This is a genomic window from Rhodococcus sp. BP-261, from assembly GCF_019835205.1.
GTDB classification, from domain to species: Bacteria; Actinomycetota; Actinomycetes; order Mycobacteriales; family Mycobacteriaceae; genus Rhodococcoides; species Rhodococcoides kyotonensis_B.
This window is the reverse complement of record NZ_JABUCO010000004.1, coordinates 280,097-304,899: the sequence shown is the minus strand read 5'-3', so window position 1 is coordinate 304,899 and position 24,803 is coordinate 280,097. Positions and strand designations below refer to the sequence as shown.

21 protein-coding genes and 2 tRNA genes are annotated in these 24,803 nt (G+C 63.5%); 14 read left to right on the top strand and 9 right to left on the bottom strand.

Going from position 1 to position 24,803, the window contains the following annotated elements; genetic code table 11:
* Window positions 1–41 precede the first annotated feature (41 nt).
* From HQ354_RS07170 to HQ354_RS07160, 3 genes are all read left to right on the top strand, one after another.
* The gene (locus tag HQ354_RS07170; protein WP_068423359.1) at window positions 42–1,424 is read left to right on the top strand and encodes a DUF2252 domain-containing protein; all 1,383 of its coding nucleotides are present in this window, start codon (window positions 42–44) and stop codon (window positions 1,422–1,424) included.
* 2 nt (window positions 1,425–1,426) lie between these two features.
* Entirely contained in the window at window positions 1,427–2,044 is a 618-nt protein-coding gene (locus HQ354_RS07165) for a hypothetical protein (protein ID WP_068423361.1), read from the top strand.
* A gap of 140 nt (window positions 2,045–2,184) precedes the next feature.
* The gene (locus tag HQ354_RS07160) at window positions 2,185–3,219 is read left to right on the top strand and encodes an alpha/beta hydrolase family protein (RefSeq protein ID WP_222634432.1); all 1,035 of its coding nucleotides are present in this window, start codon (window positions 2,185–2,187) and stop codon (window positions 3,217–3,219) included.
* Here HQ354_RS07160 and hisC read toward each other — a convergent pair.
* Window positions 3,216–4,277 carry a histidinol-phosphate transaminase gene (gene hisC, locus HQ354_RS07155; protein WP_068423468.1) on the bottom strand — a complete coding sequence of 354 codons (1,062 nt, stop codon included), beginning with the start codon at window positions 4,275–4,277 and terminating at the stop codon, window positions 3,216–3,218. The genes HQ354_RS07160 and hisC overlap by 4 nt on opposite strands.
* A gap of 91 nt (window positions 4,278–4,368) precedes the next feature.
* Between hisC and HQ354_RS07150 the strand changes: the two genes are divergently transcribed.
* The 3 genes from HQ354_RS07150 to HQ354_RS07140 all read left to right on the top strand — a co-directional run bounded on the left by HQ354_RS07150 (window position 4,369) and on the right by HQ354_RS07140 (window position 5,435).
* The gene (locus HQ354_RS07150) at window positions 4,369–5,118 is read left to right on the top strand and encodes a dienelactone hydrolase family protein (RefSeq protein ID WP_068423362.1); all 750 of its coding nucleotides are present in this window, start codon (window positions 4,369–4,371) and stop codon (window positions 5,116–5,118) included.
* Window positions 5,119–5,209: 91 nt separating this feature from the next.
* Window positions 5,210–5,299, top strand: a tRNA-Ser gene (locus HQ354_RS07145).
* Between the two features lie 63 nt (window positions 5,300–5,362).
* A tRNA-Arg gene (locus tag HQ354_RS07140) sits at window positions 5,363–5,435 on the top strand.
* Between the two features lie 1,675 nt (window positions 5,436–7,110).
* Here HQ354_RS07140 and HQ354_RS25875 read toward each other — a convergent pair.
* The 6 genes from HQ354_RS25875 to HQ354_RS07115 are packed head-to-tail and all read right to left on the bottom strand — an operon-like array spanning window position 7,111 to window position 11,785.
* Complete coding sequence (locus HQ354_RS25875) at window positions 7,111–7,719, bottom strand: hypothetical protein (protein WP_374107307.1); 609 nt, start codon at window positions 7,717–7,719, stop codon at window positions 7,111–7,113.
* Window positions 7,604–8,305 (bottom strand): NAD(P)-binding protein, encoded by a 702-nt coding sequence (locus HQ354_RS25870; protein ID WP_308115136.1) that lies wholly within the window; start codon window positions 8,303–8,305, stop codon window positions 7,604–7,606. Before HQ354_RS25870 ends, HQ354_RS25875 begins: the two co-directional genes overlap by 116 nt.
* Complete coding sequence (locus HQ354_RS07130) at window positions 8,302–9,051, bottom strand: ABC transporter ATP-binding protein (protein ID WP_068423365.1); 750 nt, start codon at window positions 9,049–9,051, stop codon at window positions 8,302–8,304. Before HQ354_RS07130 ends, HQ354_RS25870 begins: the two co-directional genes overlap by 4 nt.
* A gap of 33 nt (window positions 9,052–9,084) precedes the next feature.
* Window positions 9,085–9,879, bottom strand: a complete 795-nt coding sequence (locus HQ354_RS07125) for an ABC transporter permease (RefSeq protein WP_068423366.1) — start codon at window positions 9,877–9,879, stop codon at window positions 9,085–9,087.
* Window positions 9,876–10,715, bottom strand: a complete 840-nt coding sequence (locus HQ354_RS07120) for an ABC transporter permease (protein ID WP_084423619.1) — start codon at window positions 10,713–10,715, stop codon at window positions 9,876–9,878. Before HQ354_RS07120 ends, HQ354_RS07125 begins: the two co-directional genes overlap by 4 nt.
* Window positions 10,712–11,785, bottom strand: a complete 1,074-nt coding sequence (locus HQ354_RS07115) for an ABC transporter substrate-binding protein (protein ID WP_068423367.1) — start codon at window positions 11,783–11,785, stop codon at window positions 10,712–10,714. Before HQ354_RS07115 ends, HQ354_RS07120 begins: the two co-directional genes overlap by 4 nt.
* 109 nt (window positions 11,786–11,894) lie before the next feature.
* Here HQ354_RS07115 and HQ354_RS07110 point away from each other — a divergent pair, with 109 nt between their 5' ends.
* Window positions 11,895–13,631 carry a GAF domain-containing protein gene (locus HQ354_RS07110; RefSeq protein WP_068423368.1) on the top strand — a complete coding sequence of 579 codons (1,737 nt, stop codon included), beginning with the start codon at window positions 11,895–11,897 and terminating at the stop codon, window positions 13,629–13,631.
* A gap of 8 nt (window positions 13,632–13,639) precedes the next feature.
* On the opposite strand, the gene HQ354_RS07105 is transcribed toward HQ354_RS07110, so the two are convergent.
* Together HQ354_RS07105 and HQ354_RS07100 are read right to left on the bottom strand one after the other, a co-directional pair.
* Window positions 13,640–14,542 (bottom strand): LysR family transcriptional regulator, encoded by a 903-nt coding sequence (locus HQ354_RS07105; protein WP_068423369.1) that lies wholly within the window; start codon window positions 14,540–14,542, stop codon window positions 13,640–13,642.
* 49 nt (window positions 14,543–14,591) lie between these two features.
* Window positions 14,592–16,301 (bottom strand): helix-turn-helix domain-containing protein, encoded by a 1,710-nt coding sequence (locus tag HQ354_RS07100; RefSeq protein WP_167674242.1) that lies wholly within the window; start codon window positions 16,299–16,301, stop codon window positions 14,592–14,594.
* Between the two features lie 285 nt (window positions 16,302–16,586).
* Here HQ354_RS07100 and HQ354_RS07095 point away from each other — a divergent pair, with 285 nt between their 5' ends.
* The 7 genes from HQ354_RS07095 to HQ354_RS07065 all read left to right on the top strand — a co-directional run bounded on the left by HQ354_RS07095 (window position 16,587) and on the right by HQ354_RS07065 (window position 24,794).
* Entirely contained in the window at window positions 16,587–18,065 is a 1,479-nt protein-coding gene (locus HQ354_RS07095) for an aldehyde dehydrogenase (RefSeq protein WP_261768551.1), read from the top strand.
* Window positions 18,066–18,103: 38 nt separating this feature from the next.
* Window positions 18,104–19,486 (top strand): MFS transporter, encoded by a 1,383-nt coding sequence (locus HQ354_RS07090; protein WP_222634358.1) that lies wholly within the window; start codon window positions 18,104–18,106, stop codon window positions 19,484–19,486.
* Window positions 19,483–20,673, top strand: coding sequence for an FAD binding domain-containing protein (locus tag HQ354_RS07085; RefSeq protein ID WP_068423372.1), 1,191 nt, complete (start codon window positions 19,483–19,485; stop codon window positions 20,671–20,673). The genes HQ354_RS07090 and HQ354_RS07085 overlap by 4 nt, the downstream gene beginning before the upstream one ends.
* Window positions 20,674–20,694: 21 nt before the next feature.
* A complete protein-coding gene (locus HQ354_RS07080) occupies window positions 20,695–21,132 on the top strand; it encodes a hypothetical protein (protein WP_068423373.1) in 438 nt (145 codons plus the stop codon).
* The gene (locus HQ354_RS07075) at window positions 21,129–22,112 is read left to right on the top strand and encodes an amidohydrolase family protein (RefSeq protein ID WP_068423374.1); all 984 of its coding nucleotides are present in this window, start codon (window positions 21,129–21,131) and stop codon (window positions 22,110–22,112) included. The genes HQ354_RS07080 and HQ354_RS07075 overlap by 4 nt, the downstream gene beginning before the upstream one ends.
* A 237-nt stretch (window positions 22,113–22,349) precedes the next feature.
* Window positions 22,350–23,468 (top strand): NADH:flavin oxidoreductase/NADH oxidase, encoded by a 1,119-nt coding sequence (locus HQ354_RS07070; RefSeq protein WP_068423375.1) that lies wholly within the window; start codon window positions 22,350–22,352, stop codon window positions 23,466–23,468.
* A gap of 117 nt (window positions 23,469–23,585) precedes the next feature.
* Window positions 23,586–24,794 (top strand): NAD(P)/FAD-dependent oxidoreductase, encoded by a 1,209-nt coding sequence (locus tag HQ354_RS07065; RefSeq protein ID WP_254303453.1) that lies wholly within the window; start codon window positions 23,586–23,588, stop codon window positions 24,792–24,794.
* Window positions 24,795–24,803 lie beyond the last annotated feature (9 nt).

The window sequence follows — 24,803 nt, the reverse complement described above, 5'->3', positions numbered from 1 at the left end:
CGGATGACGACGAGCGGCCGGACGGGCGTCACGATCGATCGATGACCCTGACGCTCGATCGCGATGCCCGGCGTAAACGGGGCAAGACTGCGCGACGCGCGACGCCCCTCGAATCTCTCGCCGAGCATCGCGCCGTCCGTCGTGACCCGGTGGCGCTGCTCGAACAGCAGGCGGCGACGCGTGTGCCGGACCTCGTTCCGATTCGATACGGCCGAATGGCTGCGGCGGAGTTCCCGTTCTTCCGCGGGGCCGCGCTGGTGATGGCCGACGATCTGTCTCGCGCCCCGAATTCCGGCATCGAGACTCAGCTGTGCGGCGACGCGCATCTGAGCAACTTCGGCGTCTATGCGACGCCGGAGCGTCGAATGGCGTTCGACATCAACGATTTCGACGAGACCCATCCCGGCCCGTTCGAATGGGATGTGAAGCGACTCGCAGCGAGTCTCGCGATCGCGGCCGAGTCGCGCGGGTTCTCGGGCAAGCAACGTCGGCGCATCGTTCGGTCGTCGGCATGTACGTACCGCGAAACCATCAGGCGGCAAGCCGAACTCGGCAATCTCGCTGTGTGGTACTCCAACGTCGAGGTGACCGACGAGCTCGAGTCCGTGCAGGGCGAGCTCGATCCCGTGCAGCGCAAACGAACCCAGCAGATGGTGCGAAAAGCGCGTTCACGAGACAACATTCAAGCCCTGGCAAAGCTGACCGAGGTGGTCGACGGCAGAAGGCGCATCATCGCCGACCCACCGCTCGTCGTTCCGATCGAGGACATGAACGACGACCCGGCAGCGATCTATCGTGAACTCGAAACTCGTTTACAGGCATACCGTTCCACGTTTCAGCAGGACAAGCAGGTGCTGTTCGACTCGTTTCGCCTCGTACAGTTCGCCCGCAAGGTCGTCGGCGTCGGCAGTGTCGGGACGCGGGCCTGGATCCTGCTCATGGTGGGCGCCGACGAGACCGACCCGCTGTTCCTTCAGGCGAAGGAAGCGCAGCAGTCCGTCATCGCGCGCTACTGGCCCGGGCCGGCGTACGACAACGAGGGCCGACGCGTCGTCGACGGGCAGCGGTTGATGCAGGCGTCGAGTGACATCTTTCTCGGATGGCAACGTGGCGCCGACCCCGACGGCGCGACGCGTGACTTCTATCTCCGTCAGTTGCGCGACGGCAAGGGATCGGCCGTCATCGAGGCCATGGAGCCGAGCGGCATGGAACTGTACGGACAGTTGTGTGGGAAGGTGCTGGCCTACGCGCACGCCAGGTCAGGGGACCGGGTCGAGATCGCGGGTTACCTGGGATCGAGCACCAGGTTCGAGGACGCGATCACCGATTTCGCAGAGGTCTACGCGGTGCAGAACGCAGCCGATCACGCGGCACTCGTGACGGCCATCGACAACGGCCGGGTCGTCGCACATGCAGGAATCTGAGCATGCTGCGACGCGAATCCTGGGGATTCGTCATCGGCTCTGTGCTGTTCGCACTTGCTGCGGTGCCCGGCTACGCGCAGTGGGTCGGCGTCGACAGCGACAACGTCACGTACTTCGTCGGTTCGCTCTTCTTCACCGCAGCCGGGTTCATCGCTCTGCGACTGAGCGGCAGGCCGGTGCCGGGGGAGGAATCGAGGAGGGTCGAACTGTTCGATTGGTGGGCAGCGGCGATCCAGTTCGTCGGCACGCTGCTCTTCAACGTCAGCACCGGCATCGCGATGGTGAGCGGTCTGACGGCGGAACAGGCGGACAAATGGGTGTGGCGTCCGGACGTCTTCGGGTCGGCGGCCTTCCTCATCGCGAGCGGACTCGCAGTCCTCGCGACGACCGAGACCGATGCCCTGTGGGACCCTGCCGCGCGGAACTGGCGGACGACGTGGCTGAACATGATCGGGTCGGTCGCCTTCGGTGTGTCGGCGATCGCGGCGTTCGTGGATCCGTCGACAGGGGAGCTCTCGAACGCAGCGATAGCCAACTTCGGAACATTCGTGGGAGCTGTGTGTTTCCTGGTCGCGGCCCTGCTCATGAGGCCTTCTGTAGATATCCCAAAGATCGCGTGAAACTTTTGTACGACGGTTGTCGCGACTATCCTGGCCGCAGTTACGGCTTGCGGCGCCCCCAACCTACCGGCGGGTAAGGTGCGAGACCGATGTTCGTGCCAGCGCCGCTCGCGGCGCGGCGGGGGAGGATGGATCAGTCGATGCACCGTCGTGTCCTGGCAGCGCTGGGAGTCAGTATCGCGTTGTCGTTGTCGGTAACCGGGGTCGTGTCGGCCCAGCCGCTGCCCGGCACCGGAAGCTCCGACGGCGCTCCTCCGTTCGTGGGTGCGTCACCGATCACGAGCGCGCGGATCGACCGCGTCGACATGATCACCGACCGTCGTGCGGCGGTCTTCGTCGAATCGCCCGCGATGAACAAGATCATCCAGGTGCAGGTGCTCCTGCCGGCTCGGCAGAACTCGTCGCGGCCGACGCTCTACATGCTCGACGGCGTCAGCGCGGGCAAGGAGTCCAACTACGCCGAAAGCACGTGGACTCAGAAGACGGACATCGTCGACTTCTTCGCCGACAAGGATGTCAACGTGGTTCTGCCGGTGGGCGGCTCCAGTAGCTACTACACCGACTGGAACATGCCCGACCCGATTCTCGGGGTCAACATGTGGGAGACGTTCCTGACGTCGGAGCTCCCGCCACTGATCGACGCCCGTTTCGACGGCAACGGCACCAATGCGATCGCAGGCGTGTCCATGGGCGCACAAGCGGCGATGGACCTCATCACCCGCCACCCGAATCTGTACACCGGCGTCGCGGGGCTCAGTGGCTGCTACGACAACTCGCAGCCCAACCTGAAGGACGCCGTCCGCGCGACGGTCGCGATGAACGGTGGCAACGCCACCAACATGTGGGGCGAGAACGTCGACCCGAAGTGGGTCGAGCACGATCCGTCACGCAACGCGGAAGCATTGCGCGGCAAGGACATCTACGTCTCCGCCGGCACCGGCCTTCCCGGTCCGTACGAAATGGGTCCGGGCGGAAAGGGTTTGCAGGACGCGGCGCAGGGTGGACCGCTCGAAGCCGCCTCGCTGTACTGCACCACGTTGTTCGACACGCGGTTGCGTTACCTCGACATCCCGGCGACGGTCACGTACCGCCCGTACGGAATCCACCAGTGGCCGTACTGGCAGGACGACCTGCGTGAGGCATGGCCGACGCTGAAGACGGCTCTCGGCCTCTAACGGGCCGCTGCGGCAGCGTATTTCAAGAATGCGTCGTTCTCGTGCGGATCACCGATGGTGATCCGCACCCCGTCGTTTCCGTAGGCACGCAGGATGACTCCCGCCTCGGCCGCTGCCGCCGCGAACGCTCCGGAGCGGTCGCCGAGCGGCATGAACACGAAGTTCGCGTCGGAATGCGCGACGTCGTACCCCATCTCGATCAGCGCAGTTCGCACACGCTCGCGCTCCACGACGAGTGTGTCGGTCCGTGCCAGCAGTTCGTCCTTGGCTGCAAGCGATGCCAGAGCTGCTTGTTGGGCAACGGAATTGACCGCGAAGGCGATGCGTACCTTGCCGAGCGCGGTGATGATCGACGGGTCGCCGACGGCATATCCGACGCGCAGGCCTGCGAGTCCGTACGCCTTGGAGAAGGTTCGAAGAACGAGAACATTGCGACGTCCGCGCGCGAGTTCGACGCCGTCGGTGTACTCGCCTTCGGGGTTCTCGCGGGCGTACTCGAAGTAGGCCTCGTCGAGGACGACGAGGACGTGGGCGGGCACGGCATCGAGGAACTTCTCGAGCGCGGATCGCGTGACGACGGTTCCGCTGGGGTTGTTGGGATTGCAGACGAACACGACGCGGGTGCGGTCGGTGATCGCGGCGAGCATGGCGTCGAGATCATGGACGTGGTTCTCGTCGAGTGGCACCTCGACGGGCGTCGCACCTGCGACGCGGGCGATGATCGGGTACGCCTCGAACGACCGCCACGCGAAGACGACCTCGTCGCCCGGGTTGCAGGTGATCTGCACGACCTCCTGGCACAGTGCGACGGAGCCGTTTCCAGCGGCGACGTTCTCCGGCTCGACGTTCAGCATCCTCGCGAGTTCCGCGACGAGGGCGGTCGACAGGATGTCCGGGTAGCGATTCACGTGCGCCACGGCGTCGGCGATCGCGTCTCGGACGCTCGGCAGTGGGCCCTGCGTGGTCTCGTTGCTGGCCAGCTTGATCGCACCGGGAAAGTTCCGTCCCGGGACGTAGGCGGGAATGGCGTCGAGGTCGGTGCGAATGCGGGCGGTCACGGCACACATTATGCGCTCACACCGGTGAGTACGTTTCAGTGTGTCCGTCGGTAATGGCCCGGGGCGAGCGCGTCGGCACTATTTTGGTCCTATGTCGGGAATATTCACGGATGTCGCTGTACTGCGGGTCGATGTGGATACCGGGGAGGACGGCGAAGAGCCCCCTCGAGCGCCGGACGATCCACAGACGGTGCCCTTGACCGCCATCTCGCCCGAGGGCAGTGTGCGGGGCGGCATCGTCGTTCTCCACGAATCGCGCGAGGTGCCCGACAGTCTCATCGATCTGCTGCGTGCCTTGGCCCTCGAAGGATGGCTGGCGGTTGCGCCCGACCTTTTCCATCGTGACGGAGCCGACGGCGAGGTGTTCGGCGAGAACCTGTTCGCGGACTTCGACGCCACATTCGACTGGCTCACGTCGCGAGGCGTCTACCCGGATTGCGTCGGCGTCATCGGATTCGACGACGCGGGCACCGCCGCGCTCATCGTCGCGACCAACCGTCGCATCGGCGCGGCGGTCAGCGTCGCTGCCGCGGGGATCGTCGAACCGCTCAATGCCGACGCGGTGGCTCTGGTCGAGGCCGCCCCGGCGTTGCAGGCGCCGTGGCTGGGCTTGTACGGCGAGAACGACCCCAAGACACCACCCGAGCACATCGAGACTCTTCGCGAGGCGGCGACGCGGGCCTCGGTGGCGACGAACATCGTCAGCTACAGCGGACTGCGTCATCGCGCCGACGCGGTCAAGGGGCAGCCGGGTAGCGCCGAGTATTCCGACCCCGCCTCCGACGCCCTCGTCGAAGCCCAGGCGCGGATCTTCGACTGGTTCGACTCTTTCCTGAGGTGAAGGTGAACGGCAGGTTGACCAGGCGTTTTGCGTTCGTGGCGTAAGCATGTGTAATCTTTCACCCCGGCGGTCCGAGAGGGCCGGCAGCCTAGGAGGCGTGCCAGAGCGGCCGAATGGGAGTCACTGCTAATGACTTGACCCTTCACCGGGTCCGGAGGTTCAAATCCTCTCGCCTCCGCCACGCTGATTCGCAAGAGTCAGCATGTAGTACGGTTGGTTCGCAAGAATCAGCACAACAGAAGATGCGCCCGTAGCTCAACGGATAGAGCACTTGACTACGGATCAAGAGGTTAGGGGTTCGAATCCCTTCGGGCGCACAAGAAACAGCCCCTGAACCGCGGTTATCCGCGTTCAGGGGCTGTTTGCTTTGCTAACAGCCCATCACTTACTCGTCACAATCGACCTTGCGGTGAAGGAAAGTGATGAGTGGTTTGGACCGCTGCGGTCGGTGGTGGACCGTTTTGAGGGATTGGAACTTGACTCCCGTGGACGGAGTTCGAGTGGCCGGTCGCGTCCGTTGGGGTGTCGGCTGGGTCTGTGTGGAGTTATGACTCTGGAACCAAAGTGATGAATCTGCGTTCGGCCTAGTCGCGCCCATGCGAACCTCGTCCGGACCACGGCGTTTCCCGGGGCGGTTCGAGCTTGAGGTGGCCAAGGCATCGATGCCGCATGAACATCGGCGACCGGTGCGATTTCACCGCAGGAGTACACCCTGTCGTGGTCACCGTGTGCTACGCCCGCGACGACACGCTGGTGTTGGTTCAGAACCATGCGTACGAACCGGCGCTGTTGGTTCCTCGTCCATGAAGACATGCTCGTACCGAGCTCGACGCACCGCCGGTCGAGACGGGAACGGTCTGACCGCCGCGTCGGCGATATTCGCCATTCATGTCGGTTGCCGCCGGTAGCGCGACCGCGGTGGCACCGACACGTCCGCCTGCGTAGTACGGCTACGACTGGGCGCTGTTGGTCGACTGGTGTAGCGCAGCCGAATTGGTCTTGCTCCCAGCCATTCCGGCGGCTCTGGCCGAGTTCCTAATCGACACTCCGCCCGGGCGAACCGTGCAGCGACGTCTTGTCTCGGCGATCAACCGCCAGCACGTCGACGCGGGACGCGTCGTCCTGGCCGAACGAGGTCGATTCGGCTCGCTCTCGACTCCGCCCGGACAGAACGGATCACTTTCCGCGCCGAACGCCTCCACGGCTCTGCTCGCAGGACAACTGCAGCACAACAGGATTCCTGACATGAGGAAGGAGCCGCAAACGACCTGGGCCGGTGGCGGTTCCGATTGATCAGTGGGGACACGTGCCGTTCCCGCCCGACCCGATGAGGCGCAAGCTGTCGCCGCGGTCGTCCACGCGTATCTCACCGACGAACCGCCTTCGGAAGGCACGGAGACCCGATCACGGTCGTATCGACGACGAGAGCCAACAAGGCCTTACGAAAGCGCCTGTCGTCGAGCCGGTTCTGGTCAACCACGATCCGCGATACTACGAACGCGGTGTGTAGGCGCGCAGTCTGGCGTATGTGGCCATGGCGGATGTCCCTGATCTCGTCGACGGCGTCGAGGACCGGATCGAGCAGCTTCTAATACGCGCCCTCCACCTCCTGGACGACAACGACTCCGAGGCGGCGTGAACCACGTGCTCTATCCCGGCGCCGCGGCGACGGTCGTCAGGACATCCTGACAGCATCGTCCGTAACCAAGTTGGTCGGGCTGGCAACCTGAAAACATTCGGAGTCTCCCCCATGCGCCACGGCCCATCCCGATATTGCACACAGGGGCGCGCGCCGCGAATCCGCCCCGTCGAGCAGGTGCGAGTAGGGCCCAAACCTCATGCTCTTCAGAAAAAGGTTCCACATGCCGATTCGTCCTTCCATTCGAGCATTGCCTGCAATGAAGCAGATGGAGACGTAGATCACTATTATATAAGCCCCAAGCCGTAAGGTGCGCTTTAGGACTCCGGCGAGGTGCCCGTAGTGCACCGGCATCAGTGGCCGGGGCCGTACAAACCGAACCGCAGGTCCGGGTCACCTGGGGTCCAGGTGCAGTCGAATTGAGATCGCGCTCCCATCGACTTCACCCTGCTGAGCAGTTGGCGTCCGAGTTCGAGCTGACCGGGCTCCCACTTGGCCAGTGCTTCGGCGATGTCTCCGGCGCTGGAGAGCGCGTCGAACAGGGCCCAGGCGTTGGCGGCGGCTTTGGCCGTTCCGGCCGCTGCGTGCGGACGGGCGTCGCCGGCGGCGGCGCCGATCATGGCTACCCGCCCGCACGCCATCTTGTCGGCCCCGGCGTCATACACCGCTTGGAGGTAGGGCTGCTCGGTCCGCAGGACCACTTCGGCGGCGGCGGGGGCTAGAAGATCGGATGCCGCCGAGCGCATCTCGTCGATATAGCGATCCTGGACCGCACCGGGATGTAGTGACACCTTCGCCGCGAAGCCGCGTTTGTCGGTCATGAGTTCGTCGAGCTCGTGTCCTTCCTCAACGTTGCGGTACCAGACGTAATTCAGCAGCCGCTCGCCCACTGCGAGTCCACCGTCTCCGGAGGGGATGGGGTAGACGTTGATATGGGTGTGAGGTGCAACGCTGTATGTGATTGCGTCGTGGAGCAATTCGAACGTCCCGGCGGACACTTCCGATTCGGGAACAGCACCGCGCTACCCGACGTAGCCTGAGTACTCGAGCTCGGAGTTCGGCGAGATACGTCGGCGGCTCGGTGAGGTGATGCCGTCCGCGAAGACCACGAGTTCCGCGCGTCGGCGGGCGCCCGACGCGAATCGAACCTCCACATCGTCTGCATTCTCGTCGAACCCTGATGCGTACTCGCCCAAGTGGTAGTGATCGGAACCGAAATCTGACAGCAGCGCGCAGATAGAAAGTCCCCCAGGAGGTGTAACTCCACCGAGCTTCGTCGCGGTGAACGATCGTGTCGTTCGAGTCGAGGTACTGCACGTATCTCGTTGTGGTGCTGACCTGTTCGGGTTGCATCGAGCTGCATTCGGCGAACCATCGGATCGTGTCCGGCTGGAGGACTATTCCGCCGCCGCGACCGTCGAGGCTCGTGGGTGTACGTTCGTACACCGATACCTCGAATCCCAGTCGGCGCAGCAGGAGTGCAGCGGTCAAACCTCCGATCGAACCACCGACCACGATGGCGCGATTTCCTGACCAATCCTTGCTCATACTGCCTCCACCTGCCCGCGCTCGAGCGCTTCGAAACGCGCGAGGACCTCTGCCTGCAGAACCGCGACTGCAGGGTCGGAAGCTTTGCGTGGGCGGGGTAGATCGACGTCGATGATCTCGTGAATTCGTCCGCCGGGAGCGAGAACGATGATGCGATCGGACAATTGAACGGCTTCGGTGACGTCATGGGTGACGAACATGACGGTACGACGAGATTCCAACCAGATCCGTTCCAGATGCTCGCGCAGCGTCCGCGATGTCATCGCATCGAGGTGGGAAAAGGGCTCGTCCATGAGCAGAACATCCGGTTCGACGGCGAACGCGCGGGCGATTCCGATGCGCTGTTGTTGCCCACCGGACAGCTGTGAGGGGTAGCGATCGGCGCAGTGGCTCAGCCCAACCAGATCGAGATAGTGGCGGGCGCGATCTTCCCAGCCTTCGCGCTCGTGTTGCACGAAGCCGAGATTGGCCATCACGGTGCGCCACGGCAGAAGCCGAGGATCCTGGAAGACGTAGCCGACGCGGGCGTCGCGGCCTCCGGAACGCAGGTCGACCGATCCGGAGGTGTGCGTCTCGATACCCGAGACGATGTTGAGCAACGTCGTCTTGCCGCTGCCCGACGGCCCGACGACCGAGACGAACGTCTCGCCGGAGATGGTCAGATCGATGCCGTCGATGACGCGGGTGCTGTTGCCCTGACGGTCGTGGAAGTCTTTGACTAGTTCTTTGATTTCGATGGAAGCCATTGCAGTTCACTTACTCTCGTGTAGTTGAGGTCGTTACGCCGTGCGCCAGCGGGAGACGTACCGTTCGATCGGTCCGAGCACCAGCAGGTCGGCGATCACCAGCAGCAGAATGAATACCAGGACCCACGCGAAGAAGCCGTCGAGCTGGTTGGCGTCGTACCAATACCGCGAGCGCCACCCGACACCCGATGTGGCGCCGAACCATTCGGCCAGCAACAATCCGTTCCAGGCGCTCATGATGGCGAATCGGACCGCGGCGACCGTCGAGCCGGCGACGGCAGGCGCCACGATGTGGCGCAGAACCCCGGCCCGCGGAACACCGAATGCGCGGGACATCAAAATCAGATCGGCGGGGACCGCACGGGTGGCCTTGGCAATGTTGACTACCACGAACGGTAGTCCGGACAGGAACACCGTCACCACCGATGTCAGCCAACCGAATCCGAACCACATCGTCGTCAACAAGGCCCAGATGACGGCCGGAATGGCCAGGGCGGCGGCGTTCAGGTCGGACAAAGCGAGGTCGGCGAGTTTCGACATCCCCATGAGGACGCCGATTGCCGTGCCCACCACCAACGCGAGTACCAGACCCAGCAGAAAGCGGTTCATGCTGATGGCCAGGTTGTGCCAGAGTTCGCCTATCGCAGCCTCGGAGACGAGGCGGTCGACGCTCTGAGCCGGGGACGGAACTCGATTCCCGACGACGACGGCGACCTGCCACACGGCCAGGATGCTGAGCACCGCTACGGTCGTGGCGACGACCGACGATCCTTGGCTTCGGGCGTGGCGTCGCCAGCCTGGAATCGTCGATGCGGTAGTCGTACTCATGCGAGTTCCTTTCGCCATGCGAAGAATCGAGTTTCCAGAATTGCGAGTCCGCGCTCGATCACGATCATGGTGAGGACGAACAGTGCGGTCCACGCGAGCATGTCCGCGATGTGAAACTCCTGATAGGCCTTGCGAATCATGAAACCGACGCCGTCGCTGGCACCGAACACTTCCGTGAGCGCTTCGACCTTCCACGCCATCGCGAATCCGTAGCGCACCCCAGCAAAGACGAAGGTGGCGAGAGCGGGCAGATAGAGGTGACGAAGCACGTCCCGCTTGTGGCGTTCGAAAGCCTGACACATCGCCAGCAGGTTGCCGTCGACCGAGCGAACGCCTTCCGCGACGTTCATCGCGATGAATGGCAATGCCACCAAGGCGGATACGACGATGGGGCCGCCGGCACCGACGCCGAAGATGAGCAGGCCGAACACGGCGTACGTCAGACCGGGCATGTTACCCAGTACGAACAGCGGTAGCGAGAAGTAGGACGCCATGAACTTGCTGCGGCCCATAACGAATCCGACGAGCAAGCCTCCCACCATGGCAATCAGGAAACCAGCGGCGATCTTCGAGATACTTGATGCGAAGTTGGTGAACGCTTCTCCCGACAACACGATGTCGACGATCTGTGCCGCAACGGCGCCGGGCCGCGGGAGGATCGGATCGTCGACCCGTGCCGCGATCAGCGCCCAGACCCCGACCGCGACGATCAGCGTGACGCCCGAGACGACCCAGCGGCGGGGTCCGTTCTGTCGGGTGCGTGTGCGCACTCCCCACCGGGAATGGCCTACCTGCGTACCTTGTTGCCGTTCCGGGGGCGCGATGATCTGCGTCATCGACTGACCTCTTCGCTCGGCAGAAACGTCGGTTCGCTGATGTCGTCGCCAATGATGTCCGTGGACCGCATCAGGTCGAAGACCGAGCTTTCGTCCTCTGCCCACTGTTGGTCGAATCGAACCGAGTCGACGATCCAGTCATGTTCGTTCACATACTGTTTCATGAAATCGATGTCCTCGTTTGTCGATACGGCGAAATGCTGTGGGTAGCGTTCGATGATCTCGTCCCGATGGCTTCGCCACTCGGCGAGTCCGCGATTCCACAGGTCGAGAAACGCCGACACCTCTTCGGAGTTGTCCTTCACCCAATCGGCCCGAGCGACAAAGACATTGCCCATCGGACCATCGTGCCCTGGGGCATCCAGCTCGGCGAAGAGGTTCGCGGAAGACTTACCGTCGTAGAGCGGCTTGACCGATCCGTCCCGCAATTCGCGTGCAGAGAGGTCCGGGTAGCAGACGCAGGCGTCGATCTCGCCACGTGCCAACAGGTTCGACAGGTTCTGGATATCGGCGACGACGATCTCGAAGTCGCTGTCGCCGTCGGCGGCGTCGACCAAGTTCAGCTCGTGCATCTGCTTGATCAAGGCGCTCCACACCAAGGTTCCGGACACGGTGGTGAACACGCCGATTCTTTTACCCCGCAGATCCTCCACCGACTGCGCGGTATCGTCCTCGCGGATCAAGATGCGGCTGCGCTCGGCGTTGTAGCGACCGATGATGACCGTCTCTCGCTGGGTCTGTTCCTCGAGGTAGGGAACCTCGAACGAGGCCGTCGAGATGATGTCGGCGTGTCCGCCGGCGAACAGGCCGAACTCGTCCCATGTGGCACTGGTGTCGATGGTGTATCCGGTGTCGTCCTGCCACTCGTCGACAATTCCCGTCTCGTTCATGTAGTCCCAGATCGGGTCCGGGGCGAAGGTGAATCGAATTTCACCGTCGACCGCGGCCCGCGACGAGGGCGGGCCGCCCAGTCCCGCCGAGCATCCCGTCGTGACGACGGACGCCGCAACAGTGGCCAGTGCAACAGCTACGACGATGCGCCATGCTCCGGTGCGTGGGGGTAACCGCACGGGTGCCTCCTTGCTTCGAGCGTGTGACCGGTGTCACCGCGTTCTTTCACAGTGCGCGGATCGGTGAAATCAGACAATGTGTCTGCGACACACTCTTAGGCTAAGTCCCATGTTCGCGGAAACACCTCGGTCCGACGCGCAACTGCAACGATGGTTGGACGCTCTGGCAGACATCGGAGAAGCCGTCGGCGGGGACGAGCCAGTGGCCGCCCTGCTCGAGCGCGTCGCGTTCACTGCATGTGACTTGCTCGGATACGACTTCTGCGCGGTATTCTTGCCCGAAGCCGGCGGGCGCGCGCTGACCATCGTCGGGTCGCACGGACTGTCTGCTGACTACATCGATCAGGTCAACGCCAACCGGCCTATCCTGCTCGACGTGCGGGGTGCGGACGAAGCGCCGACGAGCATTGCGTTCCGCACCGGCGAGGTCGTCGCGATCGAAGACATCGCGATCGAGGACATCGACGAGGCCCCGAGTATCGGGCCGTGGGGCGGCGTCGCCTACGAACAAGGGTACCGCGCGCTGATCTCTGTCCCGCTTCGACGAAGTGGGCGGGTAATCGGCGCCTTGAACGGGTACCACGCTAACCCGCACCGATTCGAGCAAGCCGAGGTCAGCCTGGTGAACGCGATGGCGACACAAGTGGCTGTCGCGCTGGGAACAGCGCAGCTGCGAGTGAGCGAACAGGACACGATCCACGAACTGCGGCGGGCAGAGGAAGTGCACGACCTCCTGACGGCAATAGCTCTACGCGGAGAAGGAACGTCGGGGGTCGCCTCCACACTGGCGGACCTGCTCGGCCGCGATGTCGCAATCGACGACGTCTACGGGATGCGCCTCAGCGGGAGCGAGACTGTCTCGACTGCCGATGTCTCAGATCTCGAACTTCGCGACGGCGGTGTAATGCGCGGGCCGGACGACACGACGGTTACCGGAGTTCTGCTCGACGGGCAGGTGGTCGCGTACATTCGTGTCGACACGAAGCGGACTGTGCTGTCCCACCTCGACATACGAGCCATAGAACACGCAGCGGTGGTGACCGCTCTCGAACTGTTGCGCGCTCGCACCGCAGCGGAAGTCGAACAGAGAATGCGTGGCTCTCTGCTGGCCGACCTGTTGAATTCCAACGGCCAAGTCATGGCCGAATTGCTCACCCGGGCACGCCGATTGGGGTGGGACCTGTCCGGCAACCATCACCTGATCGCCCTACGAGGTACCGAGCGGTCGCACCCGACGACCGACGAACTCCTCGCTGCGGCAGACCGCTTCGTGGCGCGCGAGTCGCCTCGGCCGCTGGCAGCGTCGTACCGCGGTGACTTCGTAATCGTCTGGCCGGAGTCAGCAGGCGACGTCGCGACGTTCGCGTCTCGGGTGCTCGCCTCCATCGCCGGAAGCGGTGGATCTCGCCGAGTACACGGGGGAGTAACCGCAGCCGAACCGTCGGAGCGGCTGCCCGCCCTGTTCCGCACCTTGCGCGGTGCGCTGGATCTGAGCGACGGCACCGGCGTCGTCGATCTTCGCGAGATCGACATAGACCACCTGTTACTGAAACTGGACGATTCGACGGCACTGTGCGCATTCGCGCGAGCCACCCTAGGGGCTGCGATCGACTACGACCATGAGCACGGCACCGACCTTCTGCGGACAGTACGTGTACTGCTGGATCAGGATCTGGACCGGCGAGCGGTGGCGACGGAACTGCACCTGCATCCCAACACAGTCGCGCAACGCGTCCGACGGTTCGAGAGTCTGACCGGAACGAAGCTCGGTCGCCCGCGAGATCTGTTGCGGATCACCTCGGCACTGACGGTGGCCCGTATTGCCGGACTGGCGTCACAGCTCTGATCATATTCTTAGTAGACCCACTGCTCGGACAGGAACTGCGGGGCGAGCGCGAGTACAGCTTGGGCTGCACGTGAAGGGGGAGTGCCTGCTCGCCAGGCGGCGGACAAAGTCCACAGGAGATCGGAGCCAGTGAGCGCGACCGAGGTCAGACGCAAATGGGAGGACCGTGTCAGATCGGGCACGATGGCGGTTCCCAACCCGGCAGCCACGAAATCCGGGATCGTCGTCAGGTCCGCGACCTGCACTGCGATATTGCGTACCTGTCCAAGTCGTCGAAACTCGTCATCGACCAGCGTGCGGATACCGAAGCCCCTCGGCATTTCCACAAAAGGGTCCGACGCGATATCCGACAGGCGCACGGACGCACGATCACTCAGCGGATGGCCGGGAGAAAGAAGCACTCTCAGCGGCAACGTCCGTAGCGGACGTGACTCGACTCCGACGAAGTCCGAGGGGCGGACGATGCTGACGAAACCCACGTCGAGCGTCGCGTCCCGAATCTTGTCGAGCAAACCGGACGATCCGCTCGGTGAGGTCTCGAGGTAGAAGTTCACGTGCGGATGCAGCTGTGAGAATTGCCGGGCGAGTCCCGGTGTGTCGAGCGCCGTCATGCCGCTGAGGGTGCCGACACGTAAGGCGCCGCGAAGTCCGGTGTCGGTTTCGCGGACGACGGCGCGCGCACGGTCGAGCACGACGAGCGCCGCCTTGGCTTCGGGAAGAAAGGCCCGCCCGGCTTCGGTCAACCGCACTTGCTTGCCGGTGCGGTCCAGGAGTTGCGTTGCCAGGTCCTTCTCCAACGCACGGACACTGGCAGACACGGTAGATTGAACGACGGACATCCTCCCGGCGGCGCGAGTGAAGTTGAGTTCTTCGGCCACGCCGACGAAGTATTCAAGTTGTCGTTCATCCACAATAGCTACGATCGCATTTTTCGATCGTGTTATCCATAAAACGGCAGGATCACGCCGTCACCGTCGAGTCGCCCACGTCGCCCACCGTCAACGCAGCCGCGATTTCCATCGCGTGGTCGGGTCGAGACAGATCCATCCCGGTGAGAGATTGGATCCGCCGGAGCCGTTGCCCGATCGTATTGGGATGAACGTGCAGCGTGCGCGCGGTGTCGGCGACGGCCAGCCCGCACGCAAAGAACGATCGCAGCGTGCGCAGCAGGTCGGTCTTTCTCGCGGCATCGTAGGACCGAACCGGGCCGAGAGTGCGGTCGGCGAAGGCCAGAAGCTGTTCGGCGTCGTCGAGCTGGAGCAGCAGCCCCATCAAACCGAGATCCGCGAGCGCTACGGTCACGTCCGACCTCCCCATCAGCGCCAGCATGCTCAACGCGCCGGTGGCGGAACGGTGCAGACGCGCGTACCCGTCCAGCGCGACGCTGTGTCCGGCGTTTACGGCCGTCGCGGCCGCCCCCGATCCGCGCGGTGCGACGAAGTTCCGAATCTTTTCGGCAGTCGCGGCGACCGCGACCGCGGACTGTCCGATGTTCGGTACCAGAACCACGATACGGTCGCGATGAAGCGCGGTTAGAGGTCGCGGGGAGACCGTCTCGGCCCATGCATGTACGCGCCTGACAGCCTGCTGCAATCTCTCGTCGGTGTGCGCTGAGTCCGACTTGTTCAGCGCCACCACCACCATGAAATGAGCAAGCGTCAAATCGTGCCCGAGCCGCGCGGCGCGTTCGACGACGGTCTGGGCGGCGTCCCCGACGCCGCCGAGCACATCATTGACCAGATCGCCGTGCAATCGCCACTGCACCTCGTCGGCTGTCCGGCTCCGCAGGACCTCCAGTGAGGTCACCAATGCGGCATGTTCGACGGCACGTTCGTCGACCGATGACAACGCGGTTCTGCCGGGGGAAATCCACATTCTTGCCACTTCGGACTCGGCGAGACGTACTGAATGGCAGCTGAACTCGTGCTGCAGGTCCTCCCCGCTCGCGTAGGCTGCACGCGCCCGATCGTCGGGAAAGGCAGCGGTCCTGCTCGACTGACCGATGACGCCCCCGTTCAAGTCCTCGATCAGGACGGCACGCGAGATCAGGATCGACAGCGCAGTCGCGATACCCGGGACACCACCGCCGCGCAGCGCGATCTCGGTGAGCCTGCGGTGGATGTCCTCCGACTTCTCGAGTAGATCGCGCTGCTGGTGGAGCTCCTTATTGAGGCCGACGAGTTCCTGCATGCGCGCTGCCTCTTCCGACCTCAAGCGTGAGGTGGTCAGCGCGATCGCAGCGTGGTCCGCCAGCATGGTCAGCAGCTCGATCTCGTGCGGGGCGAAATCGTGGACCGAGCGGCGGTAGCAATTGAGCGTCCCGATCGCCACGTCCTCCGACTCCATCAGGGGCACCGAGATCATCGAGCGGTAGCCCTGCTCCTTCGCGACGCCTCCCCATGGCGCGAACTGCGGTTCGGCCTCGATATCGGCGATGGCCACCGGCAGCCCGGTCCGAAATGCGGTGCTCGAGGGCGCCTCGACGGACGGAGGTTGGTCCAGTCGAACGGGGCGATGCGCGTTGACCTGCGCGATGTAGCCCGCTGACAGTCCGCTAGCCCCTTCGATCGTCAACGTCCGGTGGGCGGAATCCGGAATCAGAACACCACAGAATTCGTAGTCCATCAGCGCCGCTGCGGTCTGCGCGATCAGATCCAAGACTTTGGGCACCGGCTGTCCGGTGGCCACCGTTTTCGTGATCGTGCGAACGCTCGTGAGCCAACGACGAACCTCCGGCAACTCGTAAGCAGACGACGAGTCCGACCTGTGCGCAGATGTCCCCGAACCCTTGACCATCGCTTTGGCACCTCGTTTTGTCTGAATCGACATTGTCAAGCAATAACTATGTCTGTCACCACATAGTAACTGTGTGACCTGAATCGCAGAATGTTTTACAAGTCATTGACTTCAAACGACACCGCGCAGACGAAACGAGACCCCATGACCGAGTACTCGATGTACATCGACGGCAAGGACATCCAAGCCGACAGCGGACGGCACCTGACGATCGTGAATCCGGCGACAGGATCTCCGATCGCAAAGGTGCCCGACGGTGTCGGCGTCGATGTCGACCGGGCGGTAGCGGCGGCACGCTCGGCGTTCGAAACCGGGCCGTGGCCGAGGATGAGTCGCACCGACCGCGCGAAGGCTCTGTTACGTGCCGCGGATGCACTCGAGGCGGCAAGTGACACTCTCTACACTCTCGAAACTCGGAACAACGGCAGGCCGATCACCGAGACACGTGCGCAGTTGTCGCGTGTGCCGGAGTGGTTTCGCTACAACGCAGGCCTTCTCGCCGCCCAGCGCGACGCAGTGCTACCCAGCGACGGGCCGTACTTGACCTACCAGCGACGTAGCCCGTTGGGTGTGTGCGGCATCATCACTCCGTTCAATCACCCGGCCCTCATCCTCGCGCGAAGCCTCTCCGCGGCACTGGCAACCGGAAACACGGTCGTGGTCAAGCCCTCCGAACTGACGCCGTTGACGACGCTGGCGATCGCACGCATCGTCACGGACGCCGGCATCCCGCAGGGAGTCGTCAACGTGGTGACCGGAGGTAGAGACGCAGGAATCCGGCTGACAGAGCACGAAGACGTCGCGAAGATAACTCTTACCGGTGGTACTGAAGCCGGTCGCTCCGCTGCCGTCGCGACCGCGGGGCGCTTTGCCCGCATCACAGCCGAACTCGGTGGCAAAACTCCTGTCATCGTGTTCGACGACTACGACCCGACAGCCGCGGCCGAGGGCGCAGCGTTCGCAGCCTTCGTCGCCTCTGGCCAATCCTGCGTGGCCGGCGCGCGATTCCTTGTGCAGCGCAGTCGTCACGACGAATTCGTCGCAGCGCTGGTCTCGCGGGCCGAGCGGATCCGCCTCGGCGATCCGGCTGAACCGTCCACCCAGATGGGTCCGATGATCAGTGACCGTCAGCGCCGAAAAGTCCTCGAGTACATCGCCATCGGTACCGGTGAGGGTGCGCGTCTGGCGGCAGGCGGCGGCGTCCCGAGCATGTCCGACGATCTGAAGGAGGGGTTCTACGTGCGCCCGACAGTGCTGGCCGATGTCAACAACTCGATGCGCGTCGCGCAGGAGGAGATTTTCGGCCCGGTCGCCGTCGTCGTGCCCTTCGATAGCGAAGAAGAAGCAATCGAGATGGCCAACGACAACCGATTCGGCCTCGGGGCCGGCGTGTGGACCCGTGACATCGGCAGGGCACATCGCGTCGCCGATGCGATCGAGTCCGGCATGGTGTGGATCAACGACCACCACCGCCTCGAACCGTCGCTGCCCTGGGGTGGGGTCAAGGAATCGGGTGCCGGAAAAGACGCAGGAACGGAGTCTTTCGACGATTTCACGTCGATCAAGACTGTCGTGACGCGTATCGCTAGCGACAACGTCGACTGGTACGGATCCGATACACCCGGCCGCCTTAACTGAGAGAGGTCGACGACCCTCCCTTCACAGAAGGACACACAATGGCATCGAATATCGATAGGCCGGCCGGACCGGGCTGGCGCAAAGAAATAACGAAAGTCCAGTGGTTGGTTCTGTTCGGAACCACAATGGGTTGGGCGCTCGATGGTTTCGCGGGAAGCTTGTACGCCTTGGTGCTCGGTCCGGCAATGACCGAGCTGCTACCGAACTCCGGAATCAGCGTCAATTCTGCGCATATCGGTTTGTACGGCGGCACGACCGTGGCGTTGTTCCTCGCAGGCTGGGCCACCGGCGGAATCCTGTTCGGCGTGTTGGCCGACTATTTCGGACGAGTCCGTGTGCTTTCGATCGGGATTCTGACCTATGCACTGTTCACCGCACTCGCGGCCTTCGCGGACACCTGGTGGCAACTCGGGATTCTGCGTTTCATAGCCGGTCTCGGCTCGGGTGTCGAGGCACCCGTCGGTGCGGCACTGGTCGCCGAGGTCTGGAAGAACAGGTACCGCGCTCGTGCTGGCGGTGTGATGATGTCGGGCTATGCGGGCGGATTCTTCATCGCAGCTCTCGCCTACAGCATGCTGAGCAGCCAAGGCTGGCGGTTCATGCTCGTCCTCGCCGTCGTCCCCGCATTCCTGGTGTGGTTCCTGAGGCGTTACGTCCCAGAGCCGGAGGAGATCAAGACTGTGATCGCCACCCGAAAGGCTCGGAAGAACAACTCGATTCAGCGTCCAGAAGACCAGTTCGTACTGCGGCGGTTACTCTCGCCACCGAACCTGCGCGCAACGTTGATATGCACCGCGCTAGCCACCGGGTCGCTCCTCGCCTTCTGGAGCGTGTCGACCTGGTACCCCCAGATAATCCGGGACATGTCCTCGGCGGACTCATTGTCTGCAGATATCGCCAATCATCGCGTCGCGATCTCGTCGATGCTGTTCAATGCCGGCGGCATCATCGGGTACGCCAGTTGGGGTTTCCTCGCCGACGCTATCGGTCGCCGCAAAGCCTTCCTCGTCAGTTTCGTGGTGTCGGGTCTCAGTATCGTTTACCTATTCCCGTTCGAGCACTCCTACACGACATACCTATTCGTCATACCCATTGTCGGTTTCGGACTTTTCGGCGCTTTGTCCGGCAACTTCGTCTACGGTCCGGAGATGTTCTCGCCGAGCATGCGGGCCAGCGGAATTGCGCTCGCCAACAGCATCGGCCGCTACATCACGGCAGCCGGCCCGCTCGTCGCGGGAGTCATTGCCACCTCGTGGTTCGGAGGCAACCTCGGGATCGCGACGGCAGTGCTCGCCTCGACGGGAATCATCGCGATCATCGGGCTGTACTTCGCTCCTGAAACTCGTGACGCAGCACTGCCTTCCGAAACGTTTCATACAGAACACCCCGCAACGACAACCGTGGAAGGAAAACCGGCATGAGCATTTACGCTGGATCGAAAGCAGTGGTCGTCGGAGGGTCGATCGGCGGCCTGACCGCGGCGCTACTCCTGAAAGATCTCGGTTTCGAGGTCGACGTGTTCGAGCGGACCCCATCCGATCTCGACGGACGCGGAGGCGGAATCGTTCTCCAACCGGACACCCTCCGCTGGTTCCGTGAACGTAGCGCGCAAAGGCCGGAGGATGTCAGCACCACCACGGATTGGGTGCAGTACATCGGCAAGGACAACGACGTGCTCGATCGTGACGAACGGTCGTGGTCACATACATCGTGGGGCACCTTCTACCGCGCGTTGCTCGCCGACTTCGGGCGCGAGCACTACCACCTCGGCGAGTTCGCCTGCGGGTTCGACCAGGACGACGATTCGGTGACAGTGAGGTTTGTCAGCGGCCGCCGCGAGAAGGCCGACCTACTCGTCATCGCAGACGGCGTGACCTCCGCGAACCGGACGCGGATCGACCCAGACGTGGAATTGATCTACTCCGGTTACATCGGCTGGCGCGGCACCGTCGACGAAGCCCTGCTGACCGCCGAGACCGCCGAGTTGCTGCGTAATTCGATCACGTACAACATCGTGCCGAACTCGCAGATCACGATGTATCCCATTCCGAGCGAGCGCGGTACTGCCGTCGGAGACAGATTGATGAATTACGTCTGGTACCGAAACGTCGCGGAAGGACCGGACCTCGACGAGATGCTGACCGACAAACGCGGATTTCAGGGCAAGGTGTCCGTTCACCCCCATCAGGTCCAGGACCGCTACGTCGACGAGATGCGCGACGCTGCATCGCGAATGCTCGCACCCGCTGCAGCGGAAGTCGTCACCTCAACCGAGGCACCGTTCATCCAGGTCGTCTGGGATTCGAGAGCGTCGAAGATGGCGGATGGCCGGGTCGCTCTCATCGGAGACGCAGCCTGCGGCGCAAGGCCACATGCGGCGGCGGGAACGGCCAAAGCGGCGGCCGACGCGTGGGCGCTGAGCGAGGCGCTGACCGCAGCGGCGGGCAACGTCGCGGAGGCTCTCGAGAAATGGGAGCCCGGCCAGCTCGAGTTGAGCAGCAACCTGTTGGCGAGGGTGAAGGCCATGGGTGAGCGATCGCAGTTCACCAACACCTGGACCCCAGGAGATCCAGATCTTCGATTCGGGCTGTACGGGCCCGGCCGGTAAGAACACACGAAAGGAATTGGCATGACCAAGAACGGCTTTCTGAGTGATCTTCCCTTGGCGGGAACCCTCGTCGGTGAGAACTTCGAGGGATGGTCCGACGAGTTGCGTGCTGAATTCGACACTCACGCTTTCGACGGCGAGGTGGGCTCGCGGTTACTGAGCGCGAACGACCGGGTTCGGGTCTGGGAGATCCGCCTGGCGCCAGGTGAGCGCTGGCATGCGCACCGGCACGTGCTGGACTACTTCTGGACGGCAGTCAACGCCGGCACCAGCAGACAGCACACCTTCGACGGAACGACACGCGACGTCTCCTACTCGGCCGGCGAGACACGCCACTTCCATTTCGCAGCAGGCGAATACCTATTGCACGACATCGAAAACATCGGCGACGGTGAACTGGTGTTCACCACCGTCGAGCATCTCGACTCCGACAACTCGCCACTGGAGGTTTCGTCGTGAGTTCGGATTTGGTCGACGTCCACGCCCATTGGTTGCCGACGGATCTTTTCGGGCTTCCACCGAACTCGCCGTTCGGCGCCATGCACGATCGCGACGGTGAACTGTTCCTCGGCGACGTGCCTCTGTCGATCCGGACGGAAGCCATGTCCGACGTGGATGCGATCGTCGCCGACATGGATGCATCGGGCATCGCTGTGCGGGCGCTGTCCCCGCCTCCGTTCGCTTTCGCGGTCGACGCCGAGGAGCCCGCCGGTGAGTACACCGATTCGTTCAATGATGCTCTCGCCCATATCGTCTCGGACTCGAATGGGCGAATCGTAGGCCTCGGCTCCATCCGGTTGGACGACGCCGAAGCAGCCGAGCAACAGATACGCGCTCTGGCAGCGCAGAACGTACTCGCCGGGATTGCCATACCCCCGGTACTGCGCGGTGCCTCCCTCGACACGGGCGTACTACGCGCAGTGTTGCAGTCGGCGTCGACACATCGGATGGCGGTGCTGGTACATCCGATGCAGCTACCCAGGCCGGAATGGGCGCGGTACTACCTGGCGAACCTTGTCGGCAATCCGGTTGAAACTGCGACAGCAGTCGCGTCGAGCATTCTCGGCGGCGTACTCGAGGAACTACCCGAACTGCGCCTGTGCTTCGTACACGGAGGCGGCTGCGCCCCAGACCTTCTGGGTCGTTGGCAGCATGCGTGGGAGGCGCGCGCCGACGTCCGGTCGGTTAGCGCTACTTCTCCCCGGGAACTGTTTCGCGCACCGTATTTCGATACCGTCACCCACGACCACGCGGCACTGGATCTCCTTCGGACACACGCGGGCGACAATCGAGTCGTGTGCGGCACCGATTACCCGTTCGACATGGCGGAGTTCGACGTCGCAGGCTTCATCGGGCGCTCGGGCCTCGATCGCTCGACGATCGCCGAGAACGGACGGGCTTTCCTCGCCGCGAAGGTGCCCGCGGATATCGCGTCGTGAGCGCGTGATTCGAGTCGAACACGGTTCCTCAGGATACCGGCTACCGGTACTACGCGGCGGCGGGAAACCTGCCCCGCAGCTGGGTGCCAGCAGCGGCGAAATTCGACCTTCCGCGGACGAGAGTCATCTATACACAGCCCGCAGGGAACGATTTTTCGGACACCCGCTTTGCGGCCCGAGGGACAAGGACATTGACATGACCGATCTGTTCATCGATCCGACCGAGGCGGTGGCGTCGTGAGCGCACTGTTCGAACCGATCACGCTCCGCGAGTTGACTGTTTCGAATCGAATCTGGATGTCGCCGATGATGCAATACGCGGCGGAACCCTCGGGACCCGCGACGGGAGCGGCCACGGACTGGCACTTCCAGCATTTTGCTGCTCGCGCCATCGGGGGAGTCGGACTGGCAATGGTCGAAGCGACTGCGGTCGCACCGGACGGCCGGGCAAGCGAGTTCGATCTCGGGTTGTGGAACGGTGTACAGGCTCGCTCTCATCGCCGTACTATCGACTTCCTGCACGCGCAGGGAGCTGCTGCGGGGATTCAGCTGGTCCATGCAGGTCGCAAAGGGTCGACGGGTCGCCCGTGGGGCGACGGTTCGCATGTGGAACAGCAGTGGGGCACCGTGGCTCCCAGTCCGGTTGCATTCGGCGACATGCCAATTCCGTCCGAGCTCTCGGTCGATGAGATCGCGGAAATCGTGGCGGCGTTCGCGTCGAGCGCTGGCCATGCGCGGGACGCCGGATTCGACGTTCTGGAATTGCATGGAGCCCACGGGTACCTGATCCACCAGTTCCTGTCACCGGCCACCAACCATCGCACGGACAGTTACGGAGGGTCGTTGCCGAACCGAATGCGGTTCGCCCTCGAAGTCGTCGACGCGGTCCGATCGAAATGGCCAGCGGAGCGTCCGTTGTTCTTTCGCGTCTCGGCCACCGATTGGTTGAGCGGAGACACCGACGATTCACGCCCAGGCTGGACGGTGGACGACACCGTTGCCCTTGTCGAGGCGCTGTCGACTCGCGGCGTCGACCTCGTCGACGTCTCCACCGGTGGAATCGTCCCGGACGCACGGATCCCCGTTGGGCCGGGCTATCAGACCCGATTCTCCGCCGAGGTGCGACGCAGAACAGCGTTGCCGACGGCCACCGTCGGTCTGATCACCGAACCGACCCAAGCTGAATCGATCATCGAGTCCGGTGACGCCGACGCGGTGTTCCTCGCGCGCGAGCTGCTTCGTGATCCGTACTGGGCACACCGCGCCGCACTCGAGTTGGGCGCGCCACTGCGCTATCCACCCAATTACGCGCGTGCGTTCTCGCGCAGACGTGTGGCTGCGACCGCTCGCAGCTGAAGACGAGGACCGTTCGTGCCTTGGGTGCGGGCTCGTAGGAATAGGAAAGCTGACATGCAGATGTCCGACCATGCGGTGAGGGTTTACGGCCGCAGTCATTCTCGACACGCTTTCGAAGTGCGAGACTTTCTCAGCCGCAGCGTCGTGCACTTCACGTGGATCCCGATCGACAGCGACGCTGCCTGCGTCTCCGCATTCGGCCGTCCCATGGAGGACGTCGAGTTTCCCGTCGTCGCGCTACCCGGCGCCGAGAACATGTACGGACCGTCGCTCACCGAGATCGCCAACCGTCTGGGTTGGGTCAAACAGCCGAGTCGGAAAGAATATGACGTCTCTATATTCGGAGCGGGACCGGCGGGCCTGTCGGCCGCGGTGTACGCGGCATCGGAGGGACTGAGCGTGGTCCTGCTCGAACGCGAGGCCGTGGGCGGGCAAGCCGGTTACAGCAGTCTTATCGAGAACTACCTCGGATTTCCCGGTGGCGTCTCGGGTGGCGAGTTGGCGGAACGGGCACGGCAACAAGCAGTCTCGTTCGGTGCGGAGCTGCTGCTCATGCGTGGCGGTGGCATCGGAGCCGAGTTCCGTGACGGGCGCATTCATGCTCAGCTCACCGACGGAACGACGATGGTCGCACGATCCAACATCTGCGCGACGGGCGTGAACTGGCGCAGGCTCGGCCTCGCCAGAGAGGGCGAGTTCATGGGCCGCGGCCTCTTCTACGGCGCAGGAACCAGTGAGGCTCCGAACTGCGCCGACCAAGAGGTGTTCGTCGTCGGAGGCGGCAACTCCGCGGGCCAAGCGGTGATGAACCTATCCGCCCATGCCCGGCACGTCACCATGCTCGTGCGGGGCCGACGGTTGGCCGATACGTTGTCGGACTATCTGGAGCAACGCATCCGAGTGCAACCGAACGTCGACATCCGCTTGTGTTCGCAGGTGTCCGCGCTCGACGGTTCCGACGGGTTACAGTCCATTCGAATCGTCGATTCGACCACCGGGCGCGTCGAATCGGCCGATACGGGACACCTGTTCGTGTGCATCGGGGGACAGCCGGATACGCACTGGGCCGAGGGCACAGGCATCGTGCGAGACTCGGCGGGTTTCCTCGTCACCGGACCCGACCTCGACGGCAACAACTCGAACTGGCCCCTCGATCGGCCGCCGTTCTACCTCGAGACGTCGGTGCCCGGCGCTTTCGCGGCAGGCGACGTGCGTCGAAATTCGGTCAAGCGTGTCGCATCGGCGGTAGGAGAAGGGGCGATGGCGGTGACCTTCGCGCACCGCTTCCTCGCCGAGCAGAGCGACTCGGTACCTGCTAGCAGGTAGTAGTGAGTT

What these genes read in the sequence shown, in the direction of transcription:
- HQ354_RS07170 (WP_068423359.1), top strand. Translation starts at nt 42, where the DNA reads ATGACCCTGACGCTCGATCGCGATGCCCGGCGTAAACGGGGCAAGACT.
- HQ354_RS07165 (WP_068423361.1), top strand. Translation starts at nt 1,427, where the DNA reads ATGCTGCGACGCGAATCCTGGGGATTCGTCATCGGCTCTGTGCTGTTC.
- HQ354_RS07160 (WP_222634432.1), top strand. Translation starts at nt 2,185, where the DNA reads ATGCACCGTCGTGTCCTGGCAGCGCTGGGAGTCAGTATCGCGTTGTCG.
- HQ354_RS07150 (WP_068423362.1), top strand. Translation starts at nt 4,369, where the DNA reads ATGTCGGGAATATTCACGGATGTCGCTGTACTGCGGGTCGATGTGGAT.
- HQ354_RS25870 (WP_308115136.1), bottom strand. Translation starts at nt 8,305, where the DNA reads ATGAGCAAGGATTGGTCAGGAAATCGCGCCATCGTGGTCGGTGGTTCG.
- HQ354_RS07130 (WP_068423365.1), bottom strand. Translation starts at nt 9,051, where the DNA reads ATGGCTTCCATCGAAATCAAAGAACTAGTCAAAGACTTCCACGACCGT.
- HQ354_RS07125 (WP_068423366.1), bottom strand. Translation starts at nt 9,879, where the DNA reads ATGAGTACGACTACCGCATCGACGATTCCAGGCTGGCGACGCCACGCC.
- HQ354_RS07120 (WP_084423619.1), bottom strand. Translation starts at nt 10,715, where the DNA reads ATGACGCAGATCATCGCGCCCCCGGAACGGCAACAAGGTACGCAGGTA.
- HQ354_RS07110 (WP_068423368.1), top strand. Translation starts at nt 11,895, where the DNA reads ATGTTCGCGGAAACACCTCGGTCCGACGCGCAACTGCAACGATGGTTG.
- HQ354_RS07095 (WP_261768551.1), top strand. Translation starts at nt 16,587, where the DNA reads ATGTACATCGACGGCAAGGACATCCAAGCCGACAGCGGACGGCACCTG.
- HQ354_RS07090 (WP_222634358.1), top strand. Translation starts at nt 18,104, where the DNA reads ATGGCATCGAATATCGATAGGCCGGCCGGACCGGGCTGGCGCAAAGAA.
- HQ354_RS07085 (WP_068423372.1), top strand. Translation starts at nt 19,483, where the DNA reads ATGAGCATTTACGCTGGATCGAAAGCAGTGGTCGTCGGAGGGTCGATC.
- HQ354_RS07080 (WP_068423373.1), top strand. Translation starts at nt 20,695, where the DNA reads ATGACCAAGAACGGCTTTCTGAGTGATCTTCCCTTGGCGGGAACCCTC.